The organism is Sorangium sp. So ce836 (assembly GCF_028553905.1).
GTDB classification, from domain to species: Bacteria; Myxococcota_A; Polyangia; order Polyangiales; family Polyangiaceae; genus Sorangium; species Sorangium cellulosum_D.
On sequence record NZ_CP102233.1, the window covers coordinates 726,087 to 739,165 of the forward strand.

General features: G+C 74.2%; 10 protein-coding genes and 1 pseudogene. 3 read left to right on the plus strand and 8 right to left on the minus strand.

From position 1 onward, the window contains the following. Window positions 1-12 precede the first annotated feature (12 nt). Entirely contained in the window at window positions 13-948 is a 936-nt protein-coding gene (locus NQZ70_RS02730) for a hypothetical protein (protein WP_237244959.1), read from the minus strand. Between the two features lie 332 nt (window positions 949-1,280). On the opposite strand from NQZ70_RS02730, the gene NQZ70_RS02735 reads away from it, so the two are divergent. The 3 genes from NQZ70_RS02735 to NQZ70_RS02745 all read left to right on the plus strand — a co-directional run bounded on the left by NQZ70_RS02735 (window position 1,281) and on the right by NQZ70_RS02745 (window position 4,363). Further along, window positions 1,281-2,444, plus strand: a complete 1,164-nt coding sequence (locus NQZ70_RS02735) for an alpha/beta hydrolase (protein WP_129572830.1) — start codon at window positions 1,281-1,283, stop codon at window positions 2,442-2,444. Between the two features lie 160 nt (window positions 2,445-2,604). After that, on the plus strand, window positions 2,605-3,825 hold the full coding sequence (locus tag NQZ70_RS02740; protein WP_129572831.1) for a GNAT family N-acetyltransferase: 1,221 nt from the start codon (window positions 2,605-2,607) through the stop codon (window positions 3,823-3,825). A gap of 13 nt (window positions 3,826-3,838) precedes the next feature. Then, a complete protein-coding gene (locus tag NQZ70_RS02745) occupies window positions 3,839-4,363 on the plus strand; it encodes a J domain-containing protein (RefSeq protein ID WP_165373760.1) in 525 nt (174 codons plus the stop codon). A gap of 34 nt (window positions 4,364-4,397) precedes the next feature. Here the strand turns inward: NQZ70_RS02745 and NQZ70_RS02750 are convergent, their stop codons facing one another. The 7 genes and pseudogenes from NQZ70_RS02750 to NQZ70_RS02780 all read right to left on the minus strand — a co-directional run. Further along, window positions 4,398-7,718, minus strand: a complete 3,321-nt coding sequence (locus tag NQZ70_RS02750; protein ID WP_237244960.1) for a serine/threonine-protein kinase — start codon at window positions 7,716-7,718, stop codon at window positions 4,398-4,400. Between the two features lie 547 nt (window positions 7,719-8,265). Then, the gene (locus NQZ70_RS02755) at window positions 8,266-8,964 is read right to left on the minus strand and encodes a thioredoxin family protein (protein WP_129572834.1); all 699 of its coding nucleotides are present in this window, start codon (window positions 8,962-8,964) and stop codon (window positions 8,266-8,268) included. A gap of 38 nt (window positions 8,965-9,002) precedes the next feature. Next, window positions 9,003-9,890 carry a hypothetical protein gene (locus NQZ70_RS02760; RefSeq protein WP_129572835.1) on the minus strand — a complete coding sequence of 296 codons (888 nt, stop codon included), beginning with the start codon at window positions 9,888-9,890 and terminating at the stop codon, window positions 9,003-9,005. Between the two features lie 2 nt (window positions 9,891-9,892). Continuing rightward, entirely contained in the window at window positions 9,893-10,798 is a 906-nt protein-coding gene (locus tag NQZ70_RS02765) for a phosphatase PAP2 family protein (protein WP_237244961.1), read from the minus strand. Between the two features lie 70 nt (window positions 10,799-10,868). Next, the gene (locus tag NQZ70_RS02770; protein ID WP_129572836.1) at window positions 10,869-11,225 is read right to left on the minus strand and encodes a cupin domain-containing protein; all 357 of its coding nucleotides are present in this window, start codon (window positions 11,223-11,225) and stop codon (window positions 10,869-10,871) included. Window positions 11,226-11,339: 114 nt separating this feature from the next. Then, window positions 11,340-12,761 (minus strand): DUF4139 domain-containing protein, encoded by a 1,422-nt coding sequence (locus NQZ70_RS02775; protein WP_324293056.1) that lies wholly within the window; start codon window positions 12,759-12,761, stop codon window positions 11,340-11,342. Further along, window positions 12,689-13,072, minus strand: a pseudogene (locus tag NQZ70_RS02780) (DUF4140 domain-containing protein); the annotation flags it as partial. The pseudogene NQZ70_RS02780 and the gene NQZ70_RS02775, both read right to left, overlap by 73 nt. Between the last annotated feature and the right edge of the window lie 7 nt (window positions 13,073-13,079).

Here is a 13,079-nt window from a genome sequence, read left to right on the forward strand (position 1 = left end):
GCGATCCCTCGATCAGAGGCCATACCCGGCGGACAGCCCGAAGAAGAAGCCCGTGATGGAGAACCCGGCGTCGAGCCGCGTCTGCAGCTGCTTGATCGGCTTGTACCGGAAGCTCACCTGCGGGAACGAGATCCACGGGAACACCGACGGCTTCGAGCCCCCGTTGACCCAGCTCGGCTCGCTGTAATCGCCGTAATGGTTGTTGGAGCCGTCGCAGTAGGCGCCGCCCGGGCCGCCCACGCCGGAGCACTTTCTCCACGCGCTCACGTCGTCGGGGCTCGGGTTCGACCCCGGGGCGCCCGGGTACGCCTGCGCGCGGTGGAGGTCGCCGAACACAAGGCCGATCCCGACGCCGCCGCCGACGAGGAGCGAGAAGCGGCCCTTGTCGTCGATCGGGACGTCGAAGAGGAGATCGCTCGTGAAATAGAGGAGCTTCATGTCGCTCGACACCATCTCCCAGGCGAACTGGTCGTCGTTCTTCCCCTTGAAGAGGAAGGGATCCATCGAGTAGTCGGCGTAGGACAGCCCGAGATCGATCTCGAGCCCGTTCTTGCGCGAGGTGAACTCCGGGCCGATCATGAAGACGTTCACCGTCGCGCCGCCGTCGGCGAACAGGTTGATCATGAACTTCGGGACGATGACGTTCCGGAGCCGGAGGCCGATGAACTTGTGGGCCTTGCCGTCCTTCTCGAACGGGCTGTTGTCGTCCGCGGCCTCGGGCGGCGCTTCCGGCACATCGTCCTTGGCGGGCGCCTTGTCGTCCTTGGCCTGCTCGTCCTTGGCCTGCTCGTCCGCTGCGACGGCGTCGTCCGGGGTGCTGCCGCCCCCGTCCTTCGGCTGCGCGCGGGCCGTCCCGGCGAAGCACACGGCGCCGAGCAACGCGGCGAGCGCAGCGGCCCTGGCAGGCACCCCGACCGCGAGCTGCCGACCCATCTTCAAGTGGTACATTGAGGTCACCTAGCGATGCGTAAGGTCAAGGCCGGACCCGGGCACGCACGGAACGGACGCGCCGAGGCCAAGCTCCGGTTCTCCGGGCGCCCCGGTGCACCGGGTACCAGCCGAGGGGAGGGTACACGAGACGCCGCGCCGTGTGACGCCTGCGGACCGCCCAAGGCAGAGCTTTTTCCACCAGGGAGTGCCCGAGCGCGCTCGCTCGCGCCCTGGCCTTGGCGGTCGTACGATACCGGCGCTGGCGGCGCCGCGGCGCCGGCGCACCCGGCGTGCGAAGCGCGTCGGCCCGAGGTTGCGCACGGCAAAATAATCCGCAATAGACGGAAAGGATGATCCTGCATCAGTCTCAGGTCGAGCAGACGGTCGACCGCGATGAGCGGGACAGGTTCATCAAGGAGCTCGTGGTCGTGCGGGTCCGCAGCACGGCGGTCGAGGTCGCGCCGGCGAGCCGCGGGATCGAGGGGGCGCGCGCGCCGGGCGGGGAAGACCCGGGGGTCGACCGGGAGCCGGTGGTGCACGACGTGCCGCTCGCGATGATCCGGAAGCGCAGCGCGCGGCTGCGGAGCACGGTGGCGAGCGTGCTGCTGATCCACGGGTACGGCCAGAACCGGTACATCTGGCACCTGCCGTCGCGCAGCTTCTCGAACTACCTGGCGCGGGCGGGCTTCGACGTCTTCAACCTCGACCTGCGCGGGCACGGGCGGTCGCGGCACCTCGGCGCGCGGCGGCCGGGTCACGTGACGGATTTCGTCCGCGAGGACGTGCCGGCGGCGATCGAGGAGGTCCGGCGCATCTCCGGCCCGCGGCCGGTGTACCTGATCGGGCACTCGCTCGGGGGGCTCATCAGCTACGCGACGGCGCCGACGATGGGCGACGCGGTCGGCGGGATCGTCACCCTCGGGAGCCCTTATCTGTTCACGCACGGGTCGCGGGTGCTCGAGCTGGTCGGCCGGCTGATGCTGACGGTCGATCAGCGGGTCCCGCTCGGGCAGGGGGCGCTGCCGCTGTCGGCGTGGGGGGAGCCGTTCCGGTTCGTGCGCGCGTTCATCGAGAGCCCGATCTTCCCGCTGCCGATCCGCGGGTTCGTCCCGGGCTCGATGGAGACTCGCGTGCTCACGCAGCACATGTCGCTCGCCATGGACAGCGGCAGCATCACGGTGCTGCGGAACATGTTCCTGGACGCGGCGGCGTCGCGGAAGAGCGGCCACCACATGGGGAGCCTCTTCGGCTACGCCGAGCGCTTCGAGCACCTGGACCTGCCGCTGCTCGTCGTCGCGGGCACGCTCGACGACCTCGCGCCGCCGGCGTCCGTGAAGCCGGCCTACAATTTCAGCCGGTCCTCGGACAAAACGTACCGCGAGTTCCCGCGCGGACACCTCGACATCGTGGTCGGGAGGGACGCGCCGCTCACGGTGTGGCCGCTCATCGAGGCCTGGCTGAAGACGCGCGTCCGGCGCGCGGCGGCGCGGGAGCGGGAGCGGCTGAGCGCGTAGACCGCCGCGGGCGCGGCGCCGCCCGGGGAGATCGCCGCGCCGGTGCGCGCGACTCCTCTGCTTTTGCGCCGGTGCGCGCGGCTCCTTTGCTTCTGCGCCGGTGCGCGCGGCTCCTTTGCTTCTGCGCCGGTGCGCGCGGCTCCTTTGCTATCGTGGCCGCATGGATATCGAGCTCCGGCAGATGACGGCCGAGCAGCAGGCCGAGTTCTCCCAGCCCATCCTTACCGCGTTCGGCATGGCCGCGAGCCCCGACCGCCTCCAGAGCGCGAAGCGCCTCCCGGAGCTCACGTCGCGCATCGGCGCCTACGACGGCGCGTCGGTCGTCGGGGCCGCCGGCTCGTACTCGCTCACGATGACCGCCCCGGGCGGCGCCGTGCCGGTCGCCGGGCTCACCATGGTCGCGGTGAACCCGACGCACCGCCGCCGCGGCATCCTCACGCGCCTCATCCGCCGGCACCTCGACGACGCGCGGGCCGAGGGGCGGCCGATCTCCTCGCTCTGGGCCACGGAGGGCGGCATCTACGGCCGCTTCGGCTACGGCATCGCGTCCCAGGCGTGCTCCATCTCGATCGAGCGGGATCGCGCCGCGTTCCGCCACGAGGCGGGCGCAGAGGGGCGGGCGCGGCTGCTCGACGAGGCGGCGGCGATCGAGGCGTTCGCGCCGATCTGGGAGCGCGCCCGGGCGTTCGCCCCCGGGATGCTCGCGCGCTCGAAGGTGTGGTGGCAGGTCCGCCGGCTGGCCGACAACGACTTCACCCGCCAGGGGGGCGGCCCGCTCCAGCGCGTCGTCATCGAGGTCGACGGGCGCGCGGAGGCGTACGCGCTCTACTGCGTGCACCACAAGTGGGACGCTTCCAGCATCCCGGTCGGCTCGGTCCGCGTGATCGAGGCGATCGGCGCGACGCCGCTCGGGACCCGGCTCGTCTGGCGCTACCTCTTCGATCTCGACCTGGCGCAGCGGATCGAGGCGAGCCTCCTGCCGCCGGATCACCCGCTCGGCCTGCTCCTCGTCGAGCCGCGGCGCCTGCGCCTCACGGCGAGCGACGGGATCTGGGTGCGCATCGTGGACGTCGAGGCCGCGCTCGCGGCGCGCGCCTACGGCAGCGCCGAGGCGCTCACGCTCGAGATCGCCGACCGCGATTGCCCCTGGAACGCCGGCCGGTTCCGGCTCGACGGCGGCGAGCGGCGCGCGGCGCGGACCAGCGCGGCGCCGGACCTCCGCCTCGACGTCGCGGCGCTCGGCTCGGCGTACCTCGGCGGCGTCTCGTTCCGGTGCCTCGCCGACGCCGGCCAGGTCGATGCGCTCTCCGAGGGCGCCGTCGAGCGCGCGGATCGGCTGTTCCGCGCCGCGCGCGCGCCGTGGTGCCCCGAGATCTTCTGAGGGCCCGCCCCCGATGACGCTCCCGCTCCGCGGCGTATACGCGGTGACCCCGACGCGCCGCCGCCGCTTCCTGTGGGCCGCCTGGTGGACGGTCGAGCCCGCGCGCGAGCCGTTCCGCCCGCCGGACGCGAGCCAGGGCGGCGCGCGGACCGTGGAGGAGGCGAGGGCGCAGGCCGAGCGCGCCGCCGGGCGCCCGCTCGTCGAGATCGAGCCGGCGTGGGCGACGGCCTGGACGCGCGTCCTGCGCGGCGAGCCCCCGTGGCCCAAGCCGCGCGCGCGGCGGGAGGCGCCCCCGCCGCCTGCGTCCGGGCCGTCGCGGCGCGCCCCGTCGCGGCCCGCGTCCGCGCGCGGCGTGTCGCCGTTCGCGGTGCTCGGCCTCTCGGAGGCGGCCGGCGCGGCCGAGGTCCGCCGGGCGTTCCGCCGGCTCGCGCTGGTCACGCACCCCGATCGCGGCGGCGACGCCAACGAGTTCATGCGCGTCAAGTGGGCCCACGACGAGGCCATGTCCAGGATCTCACGCCCGAAGCGCCGGGCGTAGCACCGCGGGGCAGAGCGCCCGCCAGCGGGTGGAGCTAGCGCTTCACCGCCTCCGCGGCCTTCCCCGCCTCGTCGAGGAGGGGCGCGTACTCGCGCGCGAGGAGGGGGTTGTCGCGGAGCGCCCGCTCGAGCGCGGACGCGGCGCGCAAGGAGAGCTCCCGGCGCGGCGCTTGCTCGGGCTCCGCCTTCGCCTTCAGCAGCAGCAGCGCGCCCTGCTCGGCGCTCGCCGCGGGGAGGGCCGGGTCGATGGCCAGCGCGCGATCGATCATCGCGAGCCCCGCCTCGACCTCCGCGCGCGCGTCGAGGAAGCTCGGCGCGGCCGAGGTCGCGCGCAGCCGGTGGACCTCGGCCACAGCGCCGAAGATCCGCGCGTTCCGGTCGCTCGACTCGAGGGCCCGGAGCAGCGCGCGCTCCGCGGCGTCGAGCGGCGGCGCCGGGCTCCGGCCCCGGGACGCGAACCACCGCGCCGCGAGCAGGTCGACCTGGCCGAGCGCGAGGAGCGCCCCCGCGCTCCCCGGCTTCGCGGAGAGGACGCGCTCGACCGCGCCCCGCGCCGCGCGGAGCTCGGCCGCCGGATCCTCGCCGCGGTCGAGCGCCCACCGCGCCGCCTCGAGGCGCGCGAGGCCGGCCCCCTGCTGCGCCTCGAGATCCCCCGGGCGGAGGCGCATCACCGCGCCGTACCCGTCGAGCGACCGCGCGAGCGAGACCTCCGGGCTCACGCCGGCGAGCCGCTCGTACCGGCCCTGGATCAGGTAGGCGAGGGCCAGGGCGCCGTGGGCCGGATGGCTATCCGGGCGCAGCCGGAGCGCCGCCTCGAGGTTGTCCTTGGCGAGCTCGAGCGACTCCTCGGGCGGCGTCCCGTGGTCGAGCTCGTACTGCGCCCGCTGCGCGTAGAACCAGCCCTGGTTGAGGTGCAGCGGCGCGTCGTACGGCGCGATCTCGATCGCCCGCTCCGTGTGCGACGCGCTGAGCTCGAAGAGGGGGAGGGGATCGGCGCCGCGGGACGCGCTGTCCTCGGCCATCATGCCGTAGGCGATGCCGGCGTCGTTCCACGCCCAGAAGGAGCTCGGGTCGAGCGCGAGCGACCGCTCCATGCTCTCGACCGCGCGCCCGAGCGAGGGCCGCACGTCGAGCCCGAGGGAGCTCTCGTGGGACGCGAGCAGGAAGATGCTCGCCCCCATGGCGCCGTGCGCGGTCGCGTCCGACGGGTCGCCCCGGACCGCCTGCTCGCTCTCGGCGATCGCCTGCACGAGGTCCGGCCGCGGATCCGCGCCGCGCGCGAGGTCGCGCCTCGCCCGGTGCACGAGGGCCCAGGCCTTCTTCGCGTGGGCGCCGCTCGCGCGCGGGTTCGCGCGGAGCGCCTTGTCGCAGCGGGCGATGATCTGCGCGAAGAGCTCGTCGGCGCCGCCGCCGCGCTGCGCCTCGATCAGCATGATCTCGCTCAGAGCGCGCGCGGCCGCCTCGTGGACGTCGGGATCGCTCTCGGCCATCTCCGCCGCGACCTCGTACGAGGCGACGGCGTCCCGGAACTCGGCGAGCGCCGCGTCGGGCTCCCCGAGGTCGCGCGCCGCCGCACCCTTCGCGAGCAGGATGTCGCCCTCGAGCATCTTCGCCTCGTACTCCCAGGGCGATCGCGCGAACGCGCGCCGCGCGTCGGCGAGCGCCTCGTCGAAGCGCCCCTCGTAGAGCTCGATGAGCGCCGCGGTGTACGCGGACGGCTCCGCGGCCGCTCGCGCGCTGTCCCTGAGGTGCTTCAGCGCCGGGAGCCTGTGCCGCTCCTCGAGCTCGAGCTGATGCGCGGACCGCTCCCCCTTGTCGGCGAGGCGCCGCGCCCGGTCGAGCCCTTTTCTGTAGAGCATCCCGTGCACGAGGCCCGCCGCGAGCTTCGCCTCCCGCGCGGCGTAACCGCTCGCGAGCGCCGCCTCGAGGTGCGAGAGCGCCTCCTCGGGCTCGTGCAGCGCGAGGTGCCCGCGCCCGAGCGCGTAGTGGCCCGGGCCCTCGACGAGCTCGCCCCCGGCGTCGCGCATGGCCTGCATCTTCCGGTCGATCTCGCCCATGCGCGCGCGGATGACCTCCTTCTCCCGCGACACCTCGTGGAGGGGGAGCGCGTACGCGTAGCGCATGAAGAGCTCCATCTCCTTCACGTCCTGCCCGAAGCCCTGGGCCAGCGACGCCATGTGCGCCGAGCGCTCGGCCTGGCGCGCGGCGGCGAGCTTCGCGCGCAGGGCCACGGCCCCCGAGAGGGCGAGCACGAGGAGGGCCGCCGCGGCGGCCGACACCGCGAGCTTGTGCTTCTGCGCCCGCTTCAGGGCGCGGTAAACGAGGCTCGCGGGCCGCGCGTCGATCGGCTCGCCCTCGAGGTAGCGCCCGAGATCGAGGGCGAGCATCGTCGCGGAGTCGTACCGCCGCTGGGGCTCCTTCTCGAGGCACTTCATCACGATGGTCTCGAGATCGAGCGGGATCCGCCTGTCGATCTGGCGCACCGGCACGGGCCGCTCGCTCGCCACCCGGGCGACGAGGCTCGTCATCGACGGATCGACGAACGGCGGGCGCCCGGCGAGGATCTCGTAGAGCGTGGCGCCGAGGGAGTAGACGTCGGTGCGGCGGTCGAGCTGGCGCTGGCCGCCGGACACCTGCTCGGGCGCCATGTACGCCGGCGTCCCCTCGCCGCTGGTCGTCGCCCGGCCGTCCGCGGCGATGTCCCGCGCGAGCCCGAAATCGAGGAGGTAGGGACGGAAGGCGCCGTCGGCCGTCCGCTCGACCAGGATGTTCGCCGGCTTGATGTCGCGGTGGATCAGCCCGAGACGGTGGGCGGCGTGGAGGCCGTCCGCCACGTCGGCCACGATCTTCACCCGCTGCTCGAGCGACATCTGCTGCGCCACGCGGTGGAGCGGCTGGCCGTCGATGTACTGCATGGCGATGAACGGCTGCCCCTGCGCCTCGCCGACCTCGTACACCTTGCAGACGTTCGGGTGCTCGACCCGGGCCTGGGCCTGCGCTTCCCAGATGAAGCGCTGGGCGAGATCCGGGTCGTTGCCCCGGATGAGCTTGAGCGCCACGTACCGCTGGAGCCGCGGGTCCTTGGCCTTGTAGACCGTGCCCATGCCGCCCCTGCCGATGAGCGATACGCACTCGTAGCGGTCCCAGTCGCGGATCGGAAACCGGCTCGGCACGCGCGACGACGGCGGATCGACGCACGCGAACACGGTGTCCTGCGTGGCGCCCGAGCCTCCCGGCGCCGCGGAGCGCGACGGCCCGCTCTCGGGCGCGAGCGGGACGGGCCTCGACGTGGGCTCCGGGGCCGCCGGACGCGCGACCTTCGCGCTCTCCGGGCTCGCTCTCCCCGCTCGGCTCATGAACCGGACCCTCTTCAACATCGAAGGCGGCGCCCCCCGGGCTCTGGGCGCAGATCCCGCCCGAGGGGGGTCGCGACGACCGCGCGCGAGCCGCTGCACGATTCATAGCTCATCGCCCGCGAGCGCACCGACATGAACCTTCGCATCCGCACCTGCCTCGGCAGCTCCCAGCGCGATGGCCTCGACTCGCCATCTCCCGAACGCCTGGTCGCCAGCCAGTGAGCGTCTCGCCTGGGGCGTGAGCTACGAGCGATGTCGTTACAGAACTGTCGTGCAACGGTAAGCCGTAGTTTATGTCCATGTCAACACCCGGGCGGCCCGAGCCACGGTATCGTGCCGTGGTTCAGGACGGCGCCGAGGGTGCGATGCTGGCCGCGGGGGCGATGTCCGCGCGGCGTGCGCGCGGGTGCGGGGGGCGCGCTGCTCAGGGCGGACGCAGAAAATTGACGCGCGCGACAACGTCCGTGGCGACCTTTGGTGAGGCGCGCGACGTGACGCCGGGGTGGGTCCAGATGCGATGCTGCGGATGGGCCCGCTTCCGGGGCGCTCAATACTTGACGGTGCAGCCGAACGCCTCGGTCTCTTTCGTGGAGACCGGCTTTCCGGCGGTGAGCTCGGCGAGCGCCGCGTCGACGTAGTTGGTGACCTGCTCGTCCGGCTCGGGCTCACCGCCCTTCGTGCTGTCGATGGCGCCCGCGTAGACGAGCGTGCCCTGCGGGTCGATGACGTACATATGCGGTGTGCGCTGTGCGCCGTACGCGCGCCCGACATCGCCCTTCTCGTCGATGAGGAGCGGGTAGCTCATCCCGAGCTCCTGCGTTGCTTTCACGTTCTCTTCCCGGGTGGTGCCCTGCTTGCCCGGAGCGCCCGAGTTGATGGCGAGCCACACGACGCCCTTCTGGATGTGCTGCGCCGGCACGCCCTTCAGGCCGCCCTTCCTGTGGGAGAGCTGCACGAACGGGCAACCGGGGTTGAACCACTCGAGCACGACCGTCTTGCCCTTGTAGTCGGCCAGCTTGACGGGCTTTCCGTCGAGGTCCGGCAGCGTGAAATCGGGCGCGGGCTGGCCGATCTTCGCCTGGGTCGCCGGCGCCTGGGCCGCCTTCGCCTCGGCGGGCTTGGCCTCGGCGGCCTTGGCGGGCTGCGCCGCCGCGGCGCCGTTCGCCGCCGGCGCGCTGGGCTCGCCGGGCTGGGTGCACGCCGCGAGCGCCGCGGCGAGGAAGGTCAGGGGAATGAGCTTGTTCATGCCGAGACGCTTACCACGCCCCGCGATGAGCGCATGCGTCACGGGAACTCCGGCCAGCGATCTCCGGTCGCCCACCGGTACCGCAGGCCGAGCTGCCCGAGATCCGCGCCCAGCAAGCCGAGCCGATCGGGCGTCGCCGCCACCACCATCGCCGTCCCCACCGCGTCCAGGTGGTGTGTCAGCGCGATGGCCAGCACCGGGCCGACGCGCACGATGACGCTGCCGCGGCCGGGGTTGCCGATCACCTCGGCGGCGGCGCCGAACCGGAGCTCGCCGAACTTGTCCATTTCCCCCAGGAACCCGAGCCGCGCGCGGTAGAGGTATGGCGGCTTCATCACCGTGTGGAGCGCCTCCTCGTAGAGGTAGAACCCCTCGGGCGCGCCGAGCACGGCGTAGCCCGTGGCCACGCCGAACAGGCTGCCTCCGAGCAGGGGTATCGAGCCCGACACCTCGATCTCCCCAGCGACATAGCGCGACAGGGGGCCCTGCATGAGCTCGGTCTCCCTGCGCGTGTACGACGCCCGAGGCTCGAGGAAATACTGGCTCGTCGAGAAGGCGTATCGGGCGCCGCCGCGGAGCTCCACGCTGGGCAGCGCCGCGCGGAGGCCGACGTACTCCGCGCCGCCGCTCGGCGACACGCTCGCGTAGCCCTCGATCCCGAGCCAGGACCAGTGCGGCTTGCCGTAGCCGAGCGCGAGGCTCGGCCGGTAATAGATGACGCCGAGCTCCAGCACCGCGGAGACGAACGGGCGCGCGCCCGCGCTCCGCGCCCAGTACGAGCGCTTCTGGAGCAGGTCGACCCCCGAGGGCACCGGCGGCGCATCGGCGGCGGGCGGCGGCAGGTCGGCCGGGTCCTGGGCGCGGGCCGCGGCGGGGGCGAGCGCGGCGAGCGCCGCGGCGGCGGCGAGCGTGCGGCGCAGCGCCATCGCTAGAACCTGCCCACCAGGTACCCGCCGAGCGGCGCGGGCACGAAGCGGATCGAGACGCCGTCCCCGCGCGGCGCGCGGCCCGACGTCGAGGCCGGGGCGCCGCCGCGGTAGTGCAGGAGCCACGGGAGCCCGAGGCCCGTCAGGGTGCCGACGGCCGCGCCGGTGAGCGCGTCGGTCGCGAAATGCTGGTCCGAGACGACCCGCAGCGTCGCCACGGCGGCCGCGGTGCCGAGCGACGCGGCGCACGCGAGCGCGTCGGGCGCGCCGCCGCCGTACAGGGGCAGGTGCGCGTGGTGCGAGCACACGAGCCCCGCCGCCGTGAACGCCGTCGAGCTGTGGCCGCTGAAAAAGCTCCGGTAGCGCTTGCTCCCCCGGCAGTCGTGGTCCTGCTGCTGCTCGGGCCCGGTGCACCCGGCGCGGTAGGGGCGCTCGCGGCTCGTGAGCCCCGCGACGACGCCGTTCAGCGCCGCGTTGAACGCGAGCGCCTCGATGTCGATCATCGCGATCTCCCACGCGACGCTGCCGCGCCCGTGCCCCCACCAGGTCACCAGCAGGGCGTCCACCGCGAGGTGGTTGGTCATGAGCGTGAGCAGGAGATCGCTCGCGTCCCGCGCCATCTCGCGCTGGCGATCGCTCTGGATGCGCAGCGCCTCTCGCGCCGAGCCGTCGAAGCCGTTCACGGTCGTCCACCGGCCCTCCGAGGGCGGGATGGCCAGCGTCCCGAAGGCGGTCGCGGCCAGGAGGCCCGTGGCCACGTACTCGCTCACGCGGAAGCGCGGCCAGCGCGGGTCCCACGCGACCTCGCGCCGCGCGCGCTCCGGCGGCGCCGCGGTCCACGCGGCCGGCGGCGCCGCGGTCCACGCGGCCGGGGCCGGCTCGGCCTGCGCCGCCGCCGCGCCGAGCATCGCTGCCGCGGCGAGCGCGCCGGAGGCGGACCGTAGGGCAGCGGTGCACCTCAAGGGGCGGACCGCGCGATCAGAAGTCGGGGTGGCCGATGACGAGGAACTCCAGCGGCCCGGCGCCCGCGTTGCGCAGCCCGTGGTGCACGTTCTTGTCGACGTGCATCATCTGGCCGGGGCCGAGCGGCACCTCGCGGTCGCCGACGATGCCGAGCGCCTTGCCGGAAAGAATGTAGATGGTCTCGCTGGTCTCGGTATGGAGCTCGCGCGAGATCTCGCAGCCGGGGTCCATCCTGCCCTTGTAGAAGCCGAAGGCCTGCCCGAGCCCCTTCCCCAGCAGCTGCGCGAAGAAGACGCCTCTGTTGGGCAAATACTCGGTGGCGTCTTCGTCGGCCGCGGTCAGCACCACGGCCCCGTCGATCTGCTGCCTCATGGCGATCCTCCTCCTCGGCGAGTGAAGCTGCTGGAGAATCCATCAGTTACAGAAGCGTGCGGCGTCCTGTCAACGGCGCCCCTCGGCGAGGATCGCGACGGTGACGATGGCATTTCAGAACGGCAACACCACGGTCGCGGCGGCGCGGAGCTCGTAGCTGAACGACATCGTCTTCAGCCCCTTCGGCGGCAGCTCGACGCGGCCGCGGAGGAAGCCGTCCTCCTCGTCGAGCGTCCAGCCGGGGGCCTCCCCGAGCGCGATCTCGACGTCGGCCACCTCGCTGACCGGGATCCGTTCGGTGACCAGCACCCGCTTCACGTCGCTGGAGAGGTTGGAGAGCGAGAGCTTCACGCGGCGGCGGATCTTGCGGCTGCCGGTGATCGCCGAGGTGTCCTGCTCCTCGTCCACGGTGCGCCGCACGCGCACCGCGTCATCCACGCCGAAGCCGAGCTCGAACGGCTCCCCGGCGCCGACGAAATCGAGCCGGGCGCGGCCGATGAGGCTGCCGCCGCGCGCGACCTTCACCGGGCCCGCGAGCAGCGGGCGCGACCGCCCGCCGGCGCCGCCGCCGTCCAGCGTCACGGTCGCGCGCAGGTGCGCCGCGGGGTGGGCCTCGGGGTACAGCACGAGCGCGAGCTCGGCCGGCAGCGAGCGCCGCGCGATCTCGATGCGCGTCGGGCGGCCGTCGGAGGGCAGGGTCACCGGCTCCGCCGCCTCGAAGATCAGCGGCTCGCCCCCGTCGTCCACGCCCGGCATCTCGTCGACCGCCCGCGCCCCGCGGCCGAGCCCGGCCGTGGCGATGGCCTGGTCGCGCGCCTCGACGACGACGCGGCGGCGGTCGATCTCCGCCCTGCGCCGCGCGCGGAGGACGTCGTCCGCGAGCAGCGGCGCCTCGGCGCTCCGCGACGGCCGCGCGGTCGAGAAGCGCGCGGTGACGTTCTCCCAGGCCTCGCCCGTCGTCTGCCACGCCGCGGCCCAGGTGGTGAGCTCGACCGCGCCGCCGGCGCCCTGCGCACCCCGGCGCCCCCCGCGCCCGCGGCGGCGCCCGCGGGGGGAGCCGAGAGCCGCGCCAGGTGCTCGGGGCGCCAAATCGCGCACGCGACGCGGTACGTCAGCTCGATCTCGACGGGCTGCGGCGCGGGCGCGTGCACCTCGACCTCGACCACCGCCTCGAAGCGCGGCTGCTCGATCGACCCCTCGCGCAGCCGCGCCGCGGCGCGCCGGGCGTCGTCCTCGGCGTGCGCCCGCGCCGCGCGCGCGTCGGCCGACGCGCCGAGGGCCTCGGCCAGCGCCGCGTGCAGGGCCTCGACGCCGGCGCGCCACGAGGCGAGGCGCGCCGGCTCGCCGGCGTCCTTCGGGACCTCGCTCATCGCCTGCGCCCACTTCGCGAGCAGCTGGTCGAGGTGCGCCTCGCGGCGGGACGCCCGGTCCCGCGCGCGCTCGGCGGCGCCGGCCCGGCGGGACGCCTCGCGCTGCTCGCGCTCCAGCGCGTCGATCGCCTCGCGCCCGAGCGCCGCCTCCCGGTGCGCCCTCCACCGCACGCGCGCCGCCGTCACCCGGACCGCGCCCTCGGCGCCCGCGCCCGCGACGCGCGCTTGCACGGTGCGCTCGTCGACGAATACCGACACCCCGCCGATCGCGATCCACTGCGCCCCGGCCCCGACCTCGACGCGCGCGGCGCGCACGACCTCGGCGCGATCCTCGAACAGCGTCACCACGCGCGCGGCGCTCGGGTGAGGCGCCCGCTCGGCGGCGCTCGCGCCGCCCTCGGCCCCGCCGCCGGCGTCCCCGCCGCCGGCGCTCCGCTCCGCCCGGTCCGAACCGCCCGCACTCGTTGCCGTCGCCATGGCGCGC